Source organism: Halioxenophilus sp. WMMB6 (assembly GCF_033283405.1).
Classification (GTDB): domain Bacteria; phylum Pseudomonadota; class Gammaproteobacteria; order Pseudomonadales; family Cellvibrionaceae; genus Halioxenophilus.
This window is the reverse complement of sequence record NZ_JAWMQR010000010.1, coordinates 1-19,270: the sequence shown is the minus strand read 5'-3', so window position 1 is coordinate 19,270 and position 19,270 is coordinate 1. Positions and strand designations below refer to the sequence as shown.

Here is a 19,270-nt window from a genome sequence, read left to right as displayed (position 1 = left end):
CGTTTTTCGTGACCGGGCTCACGCTCTGTGCAAAGCGGCTGTGCACGGATTTTGCCTATTTTGTTGAACAGCTGTTTTAGCCGGCAGCCGCGTTGGTTGTTCCCTATTGTGTGTCAGCTTTCGCTGGTTCGCTAAAGCAAAGCGCGGTTACTTGGGCACCTCGCAGCAACACATTTATTAACACGGACTATTAATACGGGTAATACGGGTCTTAACTGGGGCCTAATATACCTACGCAGGTACTGCCCTGTTTTGATTTTAGCCCAAATTGGCGTAGGTGACGGCCGCGAAACAATAGGATTTGGGCAGAAAAACTGTCGAATGTTCATAATGTTAGCAGCGCTTGTTGCGGATTTGCTAGAGGTTTGTCACAAAGGTTGGGTCGAGCTGCACCCAGCCAACCCTTAAGCACCGGTTTTGAAACGCTCAACACCCAGAGAATTAGGTTGTAGATAGATGGCAAAGTTGGAGATATTGGAATTCCCGGATTCGCGCCTGCGCACAGTGGCCAAGCCGGTATCTGTTGTGGATGACAATATTCGTAAAATTATCGACGACATGTTCGAGACCATGTACGAAGCACCCGGGGTTGGCTTGGCGGCGACGCAGGTGAACATCCACCAGCGCATCATCGTGATCGATGTCAGCGAAGAGAAAAACCAGCCTTTGGTGTTTATCAATCCGGAGCTCGAAGTCGAGGATGGCGAGCTGTTCAGCTACGACGAGGGCTGCCTCTCGGTACCCGGTTTTTACGAGAGTGTGGAGCGCCCCGCCCACGTTAAAGTTAGGGCTCTGGACCGCGATGGCAACGCCTTTGAACTGGAGCCGGAAGGGCTTCTGGCGGTCTGCGTTCAACACGAAATCGACCACCTTAACGGCAAGTTGTTTGTCGATTACATCTCGCCCATCAAACGCCAGCGCATCCGCAAGAAACTCGAAAAACAGCACCGCGCTCAAGCCTGATCCACCTGTCTGTTGGTAAGTGCTTGCTACTGATGGTGAGCGCTGCTGCCATAGGTGGTGCCTACTCAAAGAGAACTCCTGTCCGTGTCTAATTCCGCCTCCCCCAGCGCCGATTCCAGTACACCTGGCACCCGGCAACCGCTCAAAATAGTCTTTGCCGGCACCCCCGATTTTGCCGCTCACCACCTGCAGGCGCTGCTTGCCAGCGAGCATCGTGTAGTCGCGGTTTATAGCCAGCCGGACCGCCCCGCCGGGCGCGGTAAAAAGTTGCAGGCAAGCCCCGTTAAACAGCTGGCGGTGGCCCATGAAATACCGGTGTACCAGCCGCTCAATTTCAAACAGCCGGAGGCGCGTGAAGAGCTGGCGGCGCTACAGCCCGACGTTATGGTGGTGGTTGCCTACGGCTTGATTCTGCCCCAGGCGGTGCTCGATATTCCGCGCCTGGGCTGCATCAATGTGCACGCTTCACTGCTGCCCCGTTGGCGGGGCGCGGCGCCCATTCAAAGGGCTGTGGAAGCGGGCGACGCCGAGAGCGGTGTCACTATCATGCAGATGGAAAAGGGGCTGGATACCGGGCCGATGTTTACCAAGGTGCACTGCCCGCTGGCGACGGATGAAACCGGCGGCAGTCTGCACGACAAGCTGCAGGCGGTGGGGGCATCGGCGCTGTTGCAGACGCTAACGGCCCTGGCCGCCGGGAAAGCGGTGGCCGAGGCCCAGGATGACAGCCTGGCCAACTACGCCCATAAGATCGACAAGCCCGATCTCAATCTCGATTGGCAGCAGCCGGCCGAAGTGTTGGAGCGGCGTATTCGGGCGTTCAACCCATTCCCGGTCTGCTTTACCCATCTGGCCGGTGAGCGCATCAAAATTTACCGCGCCCAGTGCTTGGCCGAGTCGTCGGCTGCCGCGCCGGGCGCAATTGTCCGCGCCGACAAACAGGGCATTGTCGTCGCCTGTGGCAGCGCCAGCCTGGCCATCACCGAGCTGCAGATGCCCGGCAAAAAGCCGATGGCCGTGACCCAGGTGCTCAACGGCTACGGTGATAAATTTGCGCCGGGCACGCACCTGGCTGCGGAGTAGGGGGTGAGCGCCAATCCGCGCCAGGTGGCGGCGGGCGTTCTGGCCCAGGTGTTGAGCGAGGGGCAGACCCTCTCCCAGCTGCTGCCCAAGGCGCTGAGCGAGGTGGACAAACGCGATCAGGCGCTGTTGCAAGAGTTCTGCTTTGGTACCTGCCGCTGGTATCCACGCCTGAAACAGATCTACCTGGCGTTGATCGACAAACCGCTCAAGGCCAAAGACACCGATATCGAAGCGCTGATTATGCTCGGCCTCTACCAGCTCTGTTTCACCCGGGTGCCGGCCCACGCCGCCATTCACGATACCGTGGAGTGCGCCAAGCGCTTGCGCAAAGCCTGGGCGGTGAAGTTGATCAACGCCATATTGCGCAATGGTCAGCGCCAGCTGGACGAGCTGCTCGAGCAGGCGCAAACCAGTGACCAGGGGCGTTTGGCGCACCCCAACTGGTTGATCAAGGCCATCAATAAAGCCTGGCCGGAGCAGGCGGAAGCGATCTTTGCCGCCAACAACCAACACCCGCCGTTTACCCTGCGCGTTAACGCTGCGCAACAATCGCGCGCAGGCTATCTGCAGGCCTTGGCGGAAGCGGGTATTGCCGCTACCGCCACCCCATACTCCCCCTGGGGGGTTACCTTGGCGCAGCCCACCGCCGTTGAGCAGCTGCCGGGCTTCAGTCAAGGTTGGGCCAGTGTCCAGGATGAGGCCGCCCAGCTGGCCGCAGGCCTGATGCAGCTGCAACCGGGCCAGCATGTGCTGGATGCCTGTGCCGCGCCGGGTGGTAAAACCTGCCATCTGCTGGAGGTGGAGCCGGAAATCTCCCTGGTGGCGGTGGATATCTCTGCCCGGCGCCTGCAAAAGGTGGCCGAGAACCTCAACCGCATACACCCCAAGCGTATCGGCCAGGTGCGCTTGCAAGCCAGTGACTTACTGGCTGTTGAGCAATGGTGCCAACCGGGTGAAAGCTTCGACCGCATTCTGCTCGACGCCCCCTGTTCCGCCACCGGCGTGATTCGCCGCCACCCGGATATCAAACTGCTGCGCCTGGCCAACCAGATTACGCAGCTGTCCCAGCTGCAACTGCAACTGCTGCAGCGCCTTTGGCCCAAGCTCAAACCCGGTGGCCGGCTGGTCTACGCTACCTGCTCGATCTTCCCGGCGGAAAATAGCCAGGTGATTGAACAGTTTCTGGCCACCGAGGCCAGCGCCAAGCTGGAGCCCTTATCGGTGGCGTGGGGTCTGCCCCAGCCGGCTGGCCGCCAGCTGTTGCCGCAAATCGGTGGCCACGACGGATTCTTCTACGCGGTGTTGAGCAAATCCACCGCCGCCTAGCCCCAGTCACCCGCCAATACCGGGCTGCCCACCGCCAGTTACAAAAGAGAATTAATCCAAGTTTGTTGAGCTGGTGCAGCAAATACCCCAGAATTGCCCCTGTGTGGATTTAGGTACAGCCAATTAAATGAAAATTATCATTCTGGGTGCAGGCCAGGTGGGTGGTACGCTGGCGGAGACGCTCACCAGTGAAGCCAACGACATTGTTGTGATCGATACTGATGAGACCCGGCTGAGGGAGTTGCGCGACCGCATTGATATTGGCGTGGTGACCGGCGCCGGGTCACACCCCCGTACCCTGATTCAGGCCGGCATTGAGGATGCCGAAATGTTGATTGCGGTGACTAACAACGACGAAATCAACATGATCGCCTGCCAGGTTGCCCACAGCCTGTTCCACACGCCTACCAAAATTGCCCGCGTACGCGCCAAGGCCTACCTCGAAAAGCCGGAACTCTTCCAAAACGAACGCATCCCCATCGACGTGCTGATCAGCCCGGAGCAGTTGGTTTCGGACTACATCTCCCGCCTGATTCACCAGCCGGGCGCCCTGCAGGTGCTCGACTTTGCCGGTGGTGAGGCACAGCTGGTGGCTGTGCGTGCCTACTATGGCGGGCCGCTGGTGGGCCAGGAATTGCGCTTTCTGCGCCAGCATATGCCCTCGGTCGAAACCCGGGTGGCGGCGATCTTCCGCCGCAACCGCGCCATCATGCCCGAGGGTTCAACCGTTATCGAAGCCGATGACGAGGTCTTTTTTATTGCCGCGCGCAATGATATTCGCGCGGTGATGAGCGAGCTGCGCAAACTGGAACGCCCCTACCGCCGTATTCTGATCGCCGGCGGCGGCAACATCGGCGCTGGCCTGGCACGTAAGCTGGAGCGCTCCTACTCGGTGAAGATTATCGAATTCAACCGCGAGCGCGCCCAACAGCTGGCGGAGCAGCTGCGCCACACCATTATCCTCTACGGCAGCGCCTCCGATCAGGATCTGCTGCTGCAGGAGAATATCGAAGATACCGATGTCTTTCTGGCGCTCACCAACGACGATGAAGCCAACATCATGTCCTCCATGCTGGCCAAGCGGCTGGGCGCGCGCAAAGTGATGACGCTGATCAACAACCCGGCCTATGTCGATCTGGTGCAGGGCGGCGAAATTGATATCGCCATCTCACCCCAGTTAACCACCATCGGCAGCCTGCTCACTCACGTGCGGCGCGGCGATATGGTCAATGTCCACTCCCTGCGCCGGGGAGCGGCAGAGGCCATTGAGGTGGTCGCCCACGGCGATAAGAGCAACTCGAAGGTGGTGGGTAAAGCGGTGGATGCCGTCGATCTGCCCCAGGGGGCGACCATCGGCGCTATTGTCCGTGAGGGTGAAAGCGGCACTAAGGTGGTGATTGCCCACGACGATACCATCATCCAAAGTGGCGACCATGTGATTGTCTTTCTGGTCGATAAAAAATATACCCGCGACGTGGAAAAGTTGTTCCAGGTGGGCTTCAGTTTCTTTTAATAGGCGGGCGCCCGGCGGAACGAACAGGCTATGCATTTACGGTTAATTTTTCGGGTGTTGGGGGTGCTGCTGATGGTCTTCAGCCTCACCCTTATGCCGCCGGTAGCAGTCTCCCTTTGGTACCAGGACCACAGCTACCCCGCCTTTTTACTCGCCTTCTTTATTACCTTTGTTACTGGCCTGATGCTGTGGTTGCCGTTTTACAGCATCAAGCAGGACTTGCACACGCGCGATGGTTTTGTGATTACCGCGCTCTTCTGGTCGGTACTGGGCTCATTCGCCAGCCTGCCTTTTGTCTTTGCCGAAAGCCCCAATCTCACCTTCACCGATGCGCTGTTTGAGTCGCTCTCCGGCCTCACCACCACCGGCGCTACGGTGATTACCGGCCTCGACCACCTGCCCAAGTCAATTCTCTACTACCGGCAGCAGCTGCAGTGGCTGGGGGGGATAGGGATTATCGTGATCGCCGTGGCCATTCTGCCCATGCTGGGCATCGGTGGCATGCAGCTCTATCGCACGGAGGCGCCGGGGCCGATTAAGGATTCCAAACTAACGCCGCGCATTACCGAAACCGCCAAGGCGCTGTTTTTGATCTACTCCTACCTGACGGTGGCCTGCACGCTCGCCTACTGGGCGGCGGGCATGACGCTGTTTGATGCCATTGGCCACTCCTACGCCACGGTCTCGGCCGGTGGCCTGTCGACTCACGATGCCAGTATCGGCTACTTCGACAGCCCCGCCATTATCATGATCTCCACCTTCTTTATGTTGATGGCCGGCATCAACCACGCCCTCCATTTTCTCGCCTGGCGGGAGAAGAATGTACTGCACTACATCAATGATCCGGAGTGCCGGTTCTACTTTCGGGTGACGGTGGCGGCCATTGTCATCACCGCTGCTTACCTCACCTACACCAGCGTCTACCCCTGGTATCAGTCGGTGCTGTACGGAAGTTTTGAGCTGGTGTCGATCCTCACCACCACCGGTTTTGGCGTGGCCGATTTCACCATCTGGCCGGCATTTCTGCCTTTCCTGCTCTTCTATACCGCCTTTTTTGGCGGCTGCGCCGGCTCCACCGGTGGCGGAATGAAGATGGTTCGCATGCTGTTGGTCTGGAAGCAGGGGATGCGGGAAATTGCCCGCTTGATTCACCCCAACGCGGTGATTGCCATTAAATTGGGCAGCAAGGCGGTACCGGACCGGGTGGTTGATTCCGTGTGGGGTTTCTTTGCCGTCTATGTGGTGAGCTTCGCCATTATGTTTCTGGTGCTGCTCGCCACCGGTTTGGACTTCACCACCTCCTTCTCGGCGGTGGGGGCCTGCATCAATAACCTGGGTCCGGGCCTGGGTGAGGTATCGGTGCACTATGGCGATATTAGCGGCACCGCTAAGTGGGTGCTCTGCTTTGCCATGCTGTTGGGCCGGCTAGAGGTGTTCACCCTGCTGGTGCTGTTTACCCCAACCTTCTGGCGACGCTAACCGGCGCTGGTATGTTTTCCGTCCACGACCTCACCACCTTTATCGCGGTTGCTGAATCCGGGTCGGTGAGGGGGGCGGCGCTGGTAATCAATCGCACTCAGCCGGCGGTGAGTCAGTCTATACGCCGGCTGGAGGAACACTTGGGTTTCGCTCTCTTTGACCGCTCCGGTTACCGGCTGTCGCTAACGGCTCAGGGTGACTGTTTTCTGCAGCGGGCGCGGCCGCTGGTTCAGCAAATGAACGAGTTAAAGCGCTATGCCAACAGTTTGTCGGAAGAGCACGAAGCGCGCCTGCGTATGGTTGTGCACGGGCCCATTCCTCAGGCCGCGGTGGCCGCGTTGATCGAGCACCTGCCAACACAGTTTCCAGACGTCACCCTGGAGCTGCAGGTGTGTGATGGCAATCGGGTATTGGCGCCGCTGGTGGCGGGCGAGGCGGAGTTGGCGTTTGCCATTAAATCACCGGTCGATCATCTGGCGAGGGAGGTTGCCCGGGTTGCGCTGGGTGAGGTGGAATTTGTCCACGTGGTGCGCGCGGATCGTCTCAGCGGAGCGGCAAAAGAGGGTCACCAGGAGCCGGGCAATCTGCCAGAGGGGCTGGCCGGTCTACCGCAAATTCGCATTGTCGACTTCGGCGACCCGGAGCCCGCCTTCGGCGTGGCTAAGGGGCACAGCTATTGGTGTGTCAGCGATCACCGCGCCAAAGCGCAACTGATTCTCTCGGGCTTTGGCTGGGGCTCGCTGCCGCGCTGGATGGTGGCTGGGGAGCTTGCCAGTGGCGAGCTGGTCGCCTTCGATTACCAGGGTTTCCCCGCCCGCAGTCGACACCCGTTTTATCTCTGGCGGCACCAGGAGAAATCACTGGGGCCGGTGGCCCGGTCGATTTGGAACGCCGGCCTGCAGTTGGCCAGCGGACTCGGCGAACCACTGCTGTAACTGGCAATCAGCGCCATCCCGCCAGCAATTGGGCGCGATTGCTGGCACAAGATAAATTTTTACTCTCATCTTGAATCAGATTTTGAATTATCTTCGCGTCGTGCAAATCGCTAAGTTAGGCCAGTCAATTTGACTGGGTTAGCTGGGTTAGCTGGGAGGCGTAGAGGACGATGACGGAGACGGCTGTTATTCGCGTGCAGCGCGATAAGCGCTATCTGCTGGCGGAGGTGTTGGCGCAGGCATTTATGGATGAGCCGGCGTTAAGCTGGATGGTGCCCAATCAAGCCGATCGGCAGCGAACCTACACCCGCTTTTTTTACGCCATTGTCTCGGGCAGCCAGCGCCACGGGCTGGCGCTACAGACTCCCGACAACCAGGCGATTACCCTGTGGCGCTTGCCGGGGCGGTCCGCTCCCGGCCTCTGGGAGACCCTCTGCAATCTGCCCAGGATGCTACCCATGCTCGGTTGCGCTGGCGAGCGCGCCAAGGTGATGAGCCGGGCCGTACGTGAGCACTGGCCGACTATGCCCTTCCGTTATTTGCAGTTTGCCGGTGTGGCGCCCGACGCCCAGGGTTTGGGGAAGGGCGGTGTGGTAATTCGTGCAGGCTTACAGTTGGCCGAGGCGGCCGGGGAACCGGTCTATCTGGAAACCGCCAAGGCGAAGAATGTAGGCCTCTATCGCTCGCTGGGCTTTGAGGTGATTGACGAGTGGCAGATCGCTGAGACGCCCCTGCGTTTTACCTCCATGCTGCGCGGCGCTTAAGCCTCAGCGGCCGCGACTGAGCAGCAGGCTGGCCAAAAAGAGCAGGGCGGCACACAGGACAATGGAGGGCCCGGCCGGGGTATCCCACCAGAAGGAGGAGGTGAGGCCGCCACACACCGCCAACATGCCTAGAATGCTGGCGTAGATAGCCATCTGTTCCGGGGTTTTACTCAACCGGCGGCTGGCGGCGGCGGGAATAATCAAGAGCGCGGTAATCAGCAGCACACCCACCACCTTCATGGCGATGGCAATCACCAGCGCCATCAACAGCATCAGACTGGTGCGTACCCAAAATACCGACACCCCCTCCACTTTCGCGAGATCCTCATCCACGGTGATGGCCAGCAGAGGCCGCCACAGATAGCTGATAGCGGCCAGCACCAGGGCGCTCAATAGCGCGATGGTGAGGGTATCACCCCGGGTAACCGCCAACAGATCGCCAAACAGGTAGGCGCTGATATCGAGCCGGGTGTTGCTCTGGGCACTGGCGATCACCAAACCCAAGGCCAGGGTGGCGTGGGAGAGGATACCGAGCAGGGTGTCGGTGGCTAAAAAACGTTTCTGTTGGGCGACCACCAGCAGCAGCGCCAACAACAGGCAGCCGCAGGTGACGGCAATATTGAGGTTGATCGACAATAGCCAGCCGAAGCTGACACCCAGCAGGGCCGAGTGGGCCAGGGTATCGCCAAAGTAGGCCATGCGGCGCCACACCACAAAGCAGCCCAGCGGCCCGGCGACGACGGCCACGGAGAGGCCGGTGAACAGAGATAAGAGCAGAAATTCGGGCATGATCGGGTTTATCAATCCAGACATTCGCCGCTGCCGTGGCGGTGTTGGTGGTCGTGATGGTGGGTGTAGACGGCAACCCCGGTATCCTGCTGCCGGCCAAACAGCTCCAGAAAGGCGGGGTCGACACTGACGTGCTCCGGGTGGCCGTGGCAACAGATATGGTGGTTGAGGCAGACTACCGTGTCGGTTTGCGCCATCACCAGGTGCAGATCGTGGGAGACCATCACCACCGCTGAGCCCAGCTCTGTACGCAGCTGGCCGATCAGCCGGTAGAGTTGGGACTGGCCAGAGATATCCACCCCCTGCACCGGTTCGTCCAGCACCAGCAGATCGGGCTTGCGCAGGATGGCGCGGGCCAGCATCACCCGTTGCAGTTCGCCGCCCGAGAGGCGGGTCATTTCGGTGTTGATCAGGTCGTTGACCCCCACCCGTTGCAGGGCGGCGACCACCTCTGCCCGGCAGGTTTTACCGGTGAGCGCCAAAAAGCGGTAAACCGACAGCGGCATGGTGTTGTCGATAAAGAGCTTTTGCGGCATATAGCCGACGCTCACCCCCGGCGCAAACTGCACCGAACCGGAATCGGCGTGCAGTAAACCCAGTAAAATGCGCACCAGTGTGGTTTTACCCGCTCCATTGGGGCCAATTAGCGTTAGAATCTCGCCCCGCTGCAGCTCGAGGCTGACATTCTGCAGGATGGCTTTATCATCCCGCTGAAAGCAGATATCGGTTGCGGATAGAAGTTGCGTCAAAGCTGTGCTCCAGGAGTGGCGACCAAGCTCTGTGCAACAAACCAGCGGTCGCGGGCGGGCCTGATCAAAAAGCCGGCTATTAGACCATTCAATTACAGCCGGGTAAATGCGGATACCAACGAGTGACAACAAACAAGTTTAACCACTGGCGGGCGGGCCTACTGCTATTGGCGGTGGCGCTGTTGCCCAGGCTGGCGTGGGCCGAGCCACTAACCGTGGTGACCAGCGTGCAGCCAGTGTACCTGATCGCCAAAGAGTTGTTGGGCGACAGCGTAGCGCTTTATAACCTGCTGCCGCCAGGGGCCTCGCCGCATGGCTTTCAGATGAACGTCTCCCAGCGGCGGCGGCTGGAGCAGGCCGACCTGCTGGTGTGGGTGGGGCCGGGCATGGAGAATTTCCTCACCCCCCTGGTGCGCCACAGCAACGCGCTGGAGCTCGATACTCTGGCCGGCATCAAGTGGCCAGAGGCCGCGGCTGAGCACCAGGCGGCCGACCACGATGAGCACGCACACACTGGTCGCGACCCCCACCTCTGGTTGAGCCCGGCCAACGGCCAGGTGATTGCCGAGGGTCTGGTGGCAGCACTCACTGTTTTAACCGATGACGCCGGGCAAAAGGCCGACTGGGCGGCGCGGCTGGAGCGCTTCAGCGCCGAGTTGGCCGCCAACGACCGCGAGTGGCAGGAGCAGCTGGCGCCCCTGAGTGAAGTGCCGTGGTTGGTCTACCACGATGCCCTTAACCATTTTCAGGCGCACTTTCAGCTGCACCCCTACCAGGTGATCACCCGCACACCGGAACAGCGCCCCGGCGCGCGCCATCTCTATGAGTTGCGCCAACAGCTGCAGAGCGGCCAGTGTTTGCTGGTGGAGGAGTACTACCCCACCACCCAGGCAGAGCGGCTGGCTGAGGAGTATCAGCTCACCCGCGTCAGCTTCGACCCGCTGGGGGTTGAGGCCGCCGACTACACGCAGCTAATGCACAATCTGGTTGATCGCGTTAGTGTATGCCTGCGCGCCCAAAGGCCTGCCGCCCATTGACGGCCAGTGCATCAGCCATAATCGAATAGCCACAGAAAAGAACAACACCATGAGCAATGCCCCCCTAGTCCTTGTTGACGGATCCTCCTATCTCTATCGCGCCTTTCACGCGATGCCGCGCCTGACCAGCAGCAAAGGTCAGGAGACCGGCGCCGTGCGCGGCGTGATCAGTATGCTGCGCCGGATGGAGAAGGACTTTCCCGATAGTCCGTTAGCCGTGGTGTTCGATGCCAAGGGCAAGACCTTCCGCGATGAGCTCTTTGCCGAGTACAAAGCCAACCGGCCGCCCATGCCCGATGAGCTGCGCAGCCAGATTGAACCCATCCATGAAATCATCCGCGCCATGGGGGTGCCGCTGTTAATCATCGAAGGGGTTGAGGCCGACGACGTGATCGGCACGCTCACCGCCCAGGCTATCGATAACGGGCTGGAGGTGGTGGTCTCCACCGGCGATAAAGACATGGCGCAGCTGGTTAACAGCCATGTGACCCTGGTGAACACCATGACCGACAGCCATCTGGACCCAGCCGGCGTGGCACAAAAGTTTGGCATTGGCCCGGAGCTGATCATCGATTTCCTGGCTCTGATGGGCGATAAGGTCGACAACATTCCCGGTGTGCCCGGGGTGGGCGAGAAGACCGCACTGGCGCTGCTGCAGGGGCTGGGTAGCCTGGAGTCGATCTACGCCAACCTGGATAAGATCAAAGATCTCGATTTTCGCGGTGCCAAGAACATGGCCAAAAAATTGGAGGAGAATCGCGATAACGCCTTTCTCTCCTACCAGCTGGCCACCATCAAAACCGACGTCGAGTTGGCCATTGGCCTGGGCGACATCAGCCACGCCACACCCGATAACGAGAAGCTGCTGGCGCTCTATAAAGAGATGGAGTTTAAGAGCTGGGTCAACGAGCTGGAGAGCGCCGGGGATTCGCCCGCTGCCATCGCCGCACCAGCGGCCGAGGCCAACTACCAAGTGGTGACCGAACTGGCCGAGCTGAAGCAGTGGCTGGCCAAGCTTGCCCAGGCGGAGGTGTTTGCCTTCGATACCGAAACCACCAGCCTCAACTACATGGAGGCGCAGGTGGTGGGGGTGTCGTTTGCGCTGGCCCCGGGCGAGGCAGCCTATGTGCCCTGTGGCCACGACTATTTGGGGGCGCCGGCGCAGATCGACCGGGAGACGCTGCTGACCCAGCTTAAACCGCTGCTGGAAGACCCAGCCAAGGCCAAGGTCGGCCAGAACCTCAAGTACGACCGCAGTGTACTGCTTAACCACGGTGTCAAGCTCGACGGCATCGCCTACGACACCATGCTCGAGTCCTACGTCTGGAACTCGGTGGCCACCCGCCACGATATGGACAGCCTGGCGGAGTACTACCTGCACAAAAATACCATCCACTTTGAGGATATCGCCGGCAAGGGTGCCAAACAGCTTACCTTTAACCAGATAGAGCTGGACAAGGCCGGCCCCTACGCCGCCGAAGATGCCGACATCACCCTGCAGCTGCACCAGACTCTATGGCCCATGCTGGAAGGCGAGGCTGGATTAAAGCGGGTGGTGAGCGAAATTGAGGTGCCGCTGGTGCCGATTCTCTCCGACATTGAACGCACCGGAGCCCTGGTGGACGCCAGCCTGTTAAATACGCAGAGCGACGAGATTGCCGGCCGGCTCAAGGAGCTGGAGGCAGCGGCCTACGACCTGGCCGGGGAGGCGTTCAACCTCGCCTCGCCCAAGCAACTGGCCCATATTCTGTTTGAGAAGCTGCAGATTCCAGCACTGAAGAAGACCAAAACCGGGGTCCCCTCCACGGCGGAGGAGGTACTGCAGGAGCTGGCGCTGGACTACCCGCTGCCCAAGCTGCTGCTTGAGTATCGCGGCCTGGCCAAGCTGAAGTCGACCTACACCGACAAGCTGCCGCTGATGATCAACCCCCACACCGGCCGTATCCACACCTCTTACCACCAGGCGGTAGCGGCCACTGGGAGGCTGTCGTCGTCCGACCCGAACCTGCAGAACATCCCCATCCGCACCGCCGAGGGGCGCCGTATCCGGCAGGCGTTTGTGGCGCCCAAGGGCTACAAGATTGTGGCCGCCGATTACTCGCAAATTGAGCTGCGCATTATGGCCCACCTCTCCGGTGATAAGGGGTTGCTGGATGCCTTCTCCCATGGCCAGGATGTGCACCGGGCGACCGCGGCGGAGGTATTTGGCGTGGCGGTGGATGCGGTTACCAGCGACCAGCGGCGCAGCGCCAAGGCGATCAACTTCGGCCTGATTTACGGTATGTCGGCCTTTGGTTTGGGCCGGCAGCTCAATATCGGCCGGGCCGATGCCCAGGGTTATATTGACCGATACTTCGAGCGCTACCCTGGGGTGGCGGAGTTTATGGATGAGATTCGGGCCAGTGCCGCCGCGCGCGGTTATGTCGAAACCCTGATGGGGCGGCGCCTCTACCTGCCGGAGATCAACTCCAAAAATGGCATGCGCCGCCAGGCGGCGGAGCGCACGGCGATCAACGCGCCCATGCAGGGCAGCGCCGCCGACATTATCAAAACCGCCATGATTGCCGTGCACCATTGGCTGCAGGGCAGCAACACCGACGCCCGCATCATTATGCAGGTGCACGATGAACTGGTGCTGGAGGTGGCCGAAGCCGAGGTTGAAGCTATCTCCGCCGAGCTGTGCCGGATTATGTCGCAGGCGATGAACCTAAAAGTACCACTGATTGTTGAAGCCGGTGTGGGTGATAACTGGGATCAGGCCCATTAAGGACAGCCCCACTAAACCCAGCCACTGGCAATAATCGATCTTGCGAGGGTGGCCCCGGGGCTGCCCAAAAACCGGAGTTCTGCAGAGAGAAGAGATCATGAGTTTGATTGTTTATGGCTCCAAGCCCTCGCCCTATGTGCGCCGCATTCGCATGCTGCTGGCCGACCAGCCCCACGAATTTCGGGTAACCAATATCTACGATGATGCCACCCGCCAGCAGTACGCCGATCTCTCGCCGATTCGCAAGCTGCCCATTCTGGTAGCCGATGGCGAGACCATCTTTGATTCCCACGTGATTGCCAGCTACCTGTTCGACCGCCTGGGCCAGCCCCAGCCAACCCTGGCCGAGCACAATCTGGTCAGTGCCGTGGATGCGGTCACCGATTCGCTGATTATTATGCTGATGACCAAAAACTCTAACCTGGAGGTGGACCCGGAGCGTCTGCTCTGGAAGCTGCAGCTGGAGCGTATTCCCGACAGCCTCGCCTGGCTGGAGAGGCAGGCTGAAGCCGGTGCATTCAATGAGTGGGGCTACCCGGTGATCGCTCTGATCACCCTGGTGGAGTGGGTCGCTTTTCGCGGTCTTTACGACTTCTCGGCCTACCCGGCGCTGTTGGCGGCGTGCAGCCAGTTTGCCGAGCGGCCGGCCGTGACGGATACCCGGCCAGAGTAGTCGATCCCTAAAGTGTAAATTTATGTAAAGGAGAAAAAATATTGGCCGGGATGGGAACGAACCCCTAGTGGTTGAGTCTTAATCTACGAACTGGGGTCATGGTGGTGATTCTGGTTCATGGCTTGATACCGACAGCTGTTTCCGACTCGCTGTCGGCGGGCTCTCCCTAAAAAAGTGTGTGTTGTGCCCCGACCATTTATGGTCGGGGTTTTCTTTTTTCTGGGCTGGGCAAACTGGCCTGGCAACATCGGGCGCAGCCTGTGCTAGCGCAGTAGGTTTAACCCTCTTCAGCTTCCATTTCTATCGCTTCCGCCGGCAGCAGCCACTGGTTGAGCACCATTTTTAACTGCTCCAGCCCCTGATGCTTCAGCGCAGAGAAGGTCTGTACACTCACCAGATCACCCACGTTGGCCTCGCGCAGCTGCTTTTCAATGGCGAATTGGGTATTGCGGGCAGGCCCCTTTTTCAGCTTGTCGGCCTTGGTGAGCAGCAGGTGGACCGGCATCTCCATCTCAATCGCCCAGTTGATCATCATGGTGTCGAACTCTTTCATGGGCTGGCGAATGTCCATCAGCAGGATCAGACCCACCAGTGATTGGCGCTCGTGCAGATACTCCGAGAGGTTGCGGTCCCACTCCTGCTTGGTGGCCAGCGGCACCTTGGCGTAGCCGTAGCCGGGCAGGTCGACCAAGCGGCAGTCGTCGTTTAACTGAAAGAAGTTGATCAGCTGGGTGCGGCCCGGTGTTTTACTGGTGCGGGCCAGCTTGCTGTTGTTGGTGAGGCTGTTAATCGCGCTGGATTTACCGGCATTGGAGCGGCCGGCAAAGGCGACCTCGCGACCGGTTTCCGGCGGGCAGGTGGCCAGCGTGGGGGCGCTTTGGAAAAAGCTGGCTTTGCGAAAATCGAGGTTTGACATAGATCGATACCTGGCCAAGTCCTTAGAAAAAATAGTGTCTAAGAAAAGGCTTCGTATATAATATTCGGCCCTTAGGCGCGGATTGTAACGGTGAGTCCCGCGGGGAACCAGCCTTGGTGGCCTTCAGAAACTTGGCCAGGGTGTATAAATCCTCGTTCTTACCGTATAGAATCCGCGTGGTTTGAAAAGCACCCCATCAGAAAATACGTAGATACATCAGACCTTACGGATTAGCCCATGTACAAATTTGTAAAGCAAGCATTCATGGCCGCTGTAGTATGTTGCCTGGCACAGGCTGCAGCCGCAGGGGGAGACGCCACCGCCGGTGAATCGAAAGTGCAGGTGTGTGCCGCCTGTCATGGTGCAGATGGCAATAGCCTGGCGCCAACCTTTCCCAAGCTGGCTGGTTTGGGTGAGAAATATATCCTGAAACAGATGCACGACATCAAAGCCGGTGATCGCGTAGTACCGGAAATGACCGGTATCCTCACACCCTTCTCCGATGAAGACATGGCCGACATCGCCGCTTACTTCGCCAAGCAGACCATGCAGTTGACCGGTGCCAAAGAGAAGAAGGTTCTGACCAACGCCGGAGTTGAGGTGGACACCCTGATACTGGGTGAGCGCATCTTCCGCGCCGGTAATAAAGAGACCGCCATTCCCGCCTGTATGGGTTGTCACTCGCCCACCGGTCAAGGCAACTCCCCCGCCGGTTACCCTCGCCTGGGTGGTCAATTCCCCGAGTACATCGAGAAACAGCTGCGTGCCTTCCGTGCCGGTGAGCGCACCAACGATGGCGACGCAAAAACCATGCGCTCTGTGGCGCGCAACCTGACTGATGCCGAGTTGATCTCTGTGGCCAACTTTATTTCGGGCCTCAATTAAGCTCGAAGCGAGTATCAGGCAGTAGTAGAAGAGGCGGCTTAGGCCGCCTTTTTGTTGGTATTGATTTTGGCGTTGTACACCCAAGACCCATCCCCGGTGTTGAAAGCCACTGTGGAACTGACAGGGCGGTTAGTGTCTAAACCAAGCCCTCAACGATAAGGAGAACAAGCATGCGTTATATGCTGGCAACATTTAGCCTGGTCGCAACCCTTGCTGTGGCGACTGTGGCCTTTATGGTGATGGAATCTCCATCTGCCAATGCCGAGGAGGCCTATCAGGCCGGTGTTCACTACCAAGTGCTGTCTCAGCCGGTGCCCACCTCTGATCCCAACAAAATTGAAGTGACCGAAGTCTTCTGGTACGGCTGCGGCCACTGTTTCCACTTCGAGCCAATGCTGCAACAGTGGAAGAAAACCCTCCCCGACGATGTTGTCTTCGTGCAGTCGCCCGCCATCTGGAATGCGCCCATGGAGGTTCATGCCAAGGCTTTCTACACCGCCAAGGCCCTGGGTAAGCTGGAGGAGATGCACCAGCCACTCTTTAATGCGCTGAATCTGGAGAAAAAACGTCTGACTGATGAGAAATCACTGGCGGTCTTCTTCTCTGACTTTGGTGTCGATGAGGCCACCTTTGAAAAGACGTTCCGCTCTTTTGGGGTCGTCAGTCAGGTCAATATTGCCAACTCCAGAGCTCGTGGTTACGGCGTTGAGGGTACGCCAGAGCTGGTTGTGAATGGCCAGTATCGGGTCAGTGCACGCTTGGCTGGTTCCCAGGAGAACATGCTCAAGGTGGCGCAGTTCCTGGTCGATAAAATCCGTGCTGAACACTCCGCCGCTGCCGCTATGGCCACAAAAACAAGCAGTTAATCCTCTTAACGCGACTGAGTTCTCAGTCGCGTCCATCCTACTGCTAATACCGCTGTCTATACTATCTAAGCCCTGTAAATCGAATTGGAGCGAAGGATAGGTGGCAGCGAGCTGGCGGGACAAATATCTTCAGGCGTTGGCCGATCAGGAAAACAGCGACAAACGCAGCCAGTCGCAGATAGCGCAGTTGCGAAGTTGCCTACAAGCGCTGAGCGAAGTGGCTTTAGGCGCAGACCCAGAGCTGGATGACCTGCTCACCGAGTTGGTGGGCGGTGGCAAAAACCGGACTCCGCGCTCGGTCAACACCGATCAGATCGCCAAGGCGGCGAAAAAGGTCAAAGAGCGCAAACCAACCCGGGTTGCCGTCAGCCAGGAGGCGCTGGAGGCGCTGGTAGAGGCGCTAATTCGGCTCAACCCCAACCACAAGCTGCAAGCCGAACTCAAACACTACGGCAAACTGCTCAGCCGTCGGGTGAGCAACCAGCATGCTTATCCGCAATTGTTGCGGGAAATAGCCGAGCTGCACCGCAAGGTACTGAACGATATCGTCGTCGGTCGGCCATCCTGGATGGCGCGAATGATGGGCCACAAGGCACAAATTAAAGACGAGTCGGCAGAGTCGCTGCAAACGGTAGCGGTGGTGAATGAAACTGCGAGCGAAATGCGGGCCAGCCTGAGTGAGGCACCGGGCTCGGTGGTGGCGAATGAACCACCTGCGCCAGGTGATCCCATCGAGGCGGAGTTCCTGGTATTGGATGAACCTTACGGTGCGGAGGAGGATGACACCGATACGGCGGCTATCTCATCAGACGAATTTAAACCCTCCATCACACCTCGCCCCCTCGGCGATCAGCCAGAACCGAAGTTCTCCTCAATTGGCGATAAGGTGACCCGCATATTGGAAGAGATGCTGGACGGAGTGGTGGTCGACAGCTGTGTGCGGCAGAAATTTGTCGATGCTAAAGCGCGCATTGATGCGGGCTTGAACTGGTATGAATTGGTGGCCACCTTGGAGGATGTGCGGGATCTCTTCCTGCAGGCGTATTTGGTGAGCCACCGGGAGTTTGCCGATTACCTGCAACAGGTCGATCAGGCGCTGCTTGAAATCAAGCAGGCCTGGACCAACCTAGTTAGCAAGAGCGACCAACAACGATTAACCCAGGTTCAGATAGGCCAAGAGTTGAGCCGGCAGCAAGAACAGCTGCAGCAGGAGCTGGCATCCACGCAGGAGATTGACCAGTTAAAGAGCGCGGTGGCGGGCCATATTAAGGAGTTAGCCTCAACGTTAACGGTGGTACACCAGGCGGAGTTGCGCCAAGGTGACCAAACTAAGGCGCTAGCGGCAATGCAGGCACAACTGGATGCCCTGCAACAGAGGCATCAACAACTGCAGGCGGAGCTGGAACAGCAGCACCTCAGTGCACTGCACGATCCAATTACCGGGCTGCCCAATCGCGATGCCTACAATCAAAAGGTGCACGAGGAGCTGTTGCGCTGGCGGCGCTATCAGCGGCCGGTCTCCCTGGCGGTGGTCGATATTGACCATTTCAAACAGTTCAATGATAACTACGGCCAACCGACCGGTGATCGGGTGTTAAAGATTATTGGCAAAATATTGCGGCAGCGTCTGCGGGAGGTAGATTTCATCGCCCGCTTTGGTAGTGAAGAGTTTGTATTGGTGCTGCCTGAAACCGATATACACAGTGCCGCACAGGTGTTGGATACCATTCGCCGTGCGCTGGCCCAGGCACCCTTCAAATTTAAAGAGGAGCCAGTGTCGTTAACGGCATCTTTTGGGCTGACGCAGTTGCGAACTGATGATACCGCTGAAAGTGCTTTTGCCAGGGCGGATAAAGCGCTAGATGAAGCGAAAGCGCAAGGAAGAAACCGCATCGTGCTTGGCTAGTGAGGGTATTGGCAGCGATAGTAGCCCACTTTTGGGTATCTATTGGAGTCTTATTTAGCCGCTACGTTCTAACAGCGGATTGCTATTGGTTCAATAGAAGCGCTATTACTCATGGCTGAGCCCATTCCAAATAAAGGCCTTTATGAAACTGCTATTGATACTGGTGGTATTGCTGATTGCCTTGGTAGTGCTCGTACCAATCTTGGAACAGAACGCAAAGGCAATGAGTGATGAGACAACCGCTAAGCTGAGAAAGTGGATCTATCCACTGATGTTGGTGCTGATTGTCGCCAATTTAATCATTTACTACTGGTTATAGCAGTGGTCAGGCGTTAGGGATTAGCTGGCTATCAATCGGGCGATGGACGGATAATTTTTAGTCGATCAGGGCATTGGTTAGAGTTGATGATTGAAGAATTTGAGCAAATTTCAGGCAAGTCTAAATAAAGTCGAAAATAGTTTAATTAGGTGCTTGCACAAAGGCTTTGGATACGTATAATGCGCATCCCTACGTTGGAGCAGGGGTTCTGAATCGGCCTTAAGGTTGGGGTCAGAAAGGAAGCTGCAACGGGCTTAAGAGCTGAGCTTTTAAGCCAAAACGGTGGCTGCTAGACGCGCC

16 protein-coding genes are annotated in these 19,270 nt (G+C 58.5%); 13 read left to right on the top strand and 3 right to left on the bottom strand.

The features are described from left to right. Positions 1–456 precede the first annotated feature (456 nt). The 7 genes from def (at position 457) to SBL51_RS19410 (ending at position 8,063) form a co-directional block, all read left to right on the top strand. The gene (gene def, locus SBL51_RS19440) at positions 457–963 is read left to right on the top strand and encodes a peptide deformylase (protein ID WP_317932800.1); all 507 of its coding nucleotides are present in this window, start codon (positions 457–459) and stop codon (positions 961–963) included. An 84-nt stretch (positions 964–1,047) separates the two neighbouring features. Beyond that, entirely contained in the window at positions 1,048–2,046 is a 999-nt protein-coding gene (gene fmt / locus SBL51_RS19435) for a methionyl-tRNA formyltransferase (RefSeq protein WP_317932799.1), read from the top strand. A 3-nt stretch (positions 2,047–2,049) separates the two neighbouring features. Next, positions 2,050–3,372 carry a 16S rRNA (cytosine(967)-C(5))-methyltransferase RsmB gene (rsmB, locus tag SBL51_RS19430; protein WP_317932798.1) on the top strand — a complete coding sequence of 441 codons (1,323 nt, stop codon included), beginning with the start codon at positions 2,050–2,052 and terminating at the stop codon, positions 3,370–3,372. A gap of 127 nt (positions 3,373–3,499) precedes the next feature. Further along, on the top strand, positions 3,500–4,885 hold the full coding sequence (gene trkA, locus SBL51_RS19425; protein ID WP_317932797.1) for a Trk system potassium transporter TrkA: 1,386 nt from the start codon (positions 3,500–3,502) through the stop codon (positions 4,883–4,885). A 30-nt stretch (positions 4,886–4,915) separates the two neighbouring features. Continuing rightward, a complete protein-coding gene (locus tag SBL51_RS19420; protein ID WP_317932796.1) occupies positions 4,916–6,364 on the top strand; it encodes a TrkH family potassium uptake protein in 1,449 nt (482 codons plus the stop codon). A gap of 11 nt (positions 6,365–6,375) precedes the next feature. Beyond that, entirely contained in the window at positions 6,376–7,299 is a 924-nt protein-coding gene (locus tag SBL51_RS19415) for a LysR family transcriptional regulator (RefSeq protein ID WP_317932795.1), read from the top strand. Between the two features lie 170 nt (positions 7,300–7,469). After that, positions 7,470–8,063 (top strand): hypothetical protein, encoded by a 594-nt coding sequence (locus tag SBL51_RS19410; protein WP_317932793.1) that lies wholly within the window; start codon positions 7,470–7,472, stop codon positions 8,061–8,063. A gap of 3 nt (positions 8,064–8,066) precedes the next feature. Here SBL51_RS19410 and znuB read toward each other — a convergent pair whose 3' ends face one another. Beyond that, positions 8,067–8,876, bottom strand: coding sequence for a zinc ABC transporter permease subunit ZnuB (gene znuB / locus SBL51_RS19405; protein ID WP_317932792.1), 810 nt, complete (start codon positions 8,874–8,876; stop codon positions 8,067–8,069). Then, positions 8,864–9,601, bottom strand: coding sequence for a zinc ABC transporter ATP-binding protein ZnuC (gene znuC, locus SBL51_RS19400; protein WP_317932791.1), 738 nt, complete (start codon positions 9,599–9,601; stop codon positions 8,864–8,866). Before znuC ends, znuB begins: the two co-directional genes overlap by 13 nt. 122 nt (positions 9,602–9,723) lie before the next feature. Between znuC and SBL51_RS19395 the strand changes: the two genes are divergently transcribed. The 3 genes from SBL51_RS19395 to SBL51_RS19385 all read left to right on the top strand — a co-directional run bounded on the left by SBL51_RS19395 (position 9,724) and on the right by SBL51_RS19385 (position 14,078). Continuing rightward, positions 9,724–10,638, top strand: a complete 915-nt coding sequence (locus SBL51_RS19395) for a metal ABC transporter solute-binding protein, Zn/Mn family (protein WP_317932790.1) — start codon at positions 9,724–9,726, stop codon at positions 10,636–10,638. Between the two features lie 49 nt (positions 10,639–10,687). After that, on the top strand, positions 10,688–13,405 hold the full coding sequence (gene polA, locus SBL51_RS19390) for a DNA polymerase I (protein ID WP_317932789.1): 2,718 nt from the start codon (positions 10,688–10,690) through the stop codon (positions 13,403–13,405). A 97-nt stretch (positions 13,406–13,502) separates the two neighbouring features. Next, a complete protein-coding gene (locus tag SBL51_RS19385; protein ID WP_317932788.1) occupies positions 13,503–14,078 on the top strand; it encodes a glutathione S-transferase family protein in 576 nt (191 codons plus the stop codon). A gap of 277 nt (positions 14,079–14,355) precedes the next feature. Here SBL51_RS19385 and yihA read toward each other — a convergent pair whose 3' ends face one another. Beyond that, on the bottom strand, positions 14,356–14,994 hold the full coding sequence (gene yihA, locus SBL51_RS19380) for a ribosome biogenesis GTP-binding protein YihA/YsxC (protein ID WP_317932787.1): 639 nt from the start codon (positions 14,992–14,994) through the stop codon (positions 14,356–14,358). A gap of 237 nt (positions 14,995–15,231) precedes the next feature. On the opposite strand from yihA, the gene SBL51_RS19375 reads away from it, so the two are divergent. The 3 genes from SBL51_RS19375 to SBL51_RS19365 all read left to right on the top strand — a co-directional run bounded on the left by SBL51_RS19375 (position 15,232) and on the right by SBL51_RS19365 (position 18,651). Then, positions 15,232–15,879: a c-type cytochrome gene (locus SBL51_RS19375; RefSeq protein WP_317932786.1), complete on the top strand. Its 648-nt coding sequence runs from the start codon at positions 15,232–15,234 to the stop codon at positions 15,877–15,879. A 170-nt stretch (positions 15,880–16,049) separates the two neighbouring features. Beyond that, a complete protein-coding gene (locus tag SBL51_RS19370) occupies positions 16,050–16,745 on the top strand; it encodes a thiol:disulfide interchange protein DsbA/DsbL (protein WP_317932785.1) in 696 nt (231 codons plus the stop codon). Between the two features lie 100 nt (positions 16,746–16,845). After that, positions 16,846–18,651, top strand: a complete 1,806-nt coding sequence (locus SBL51_RS19365) for a GGDEF domain-containing protein (RefSeq protein WP_317932784.1) — start codon at positions 16,846–16,848, stop codon at positions 18,649–18,651. Positions 18,652–19,270 lie beyond the last annotated feature (619 nt).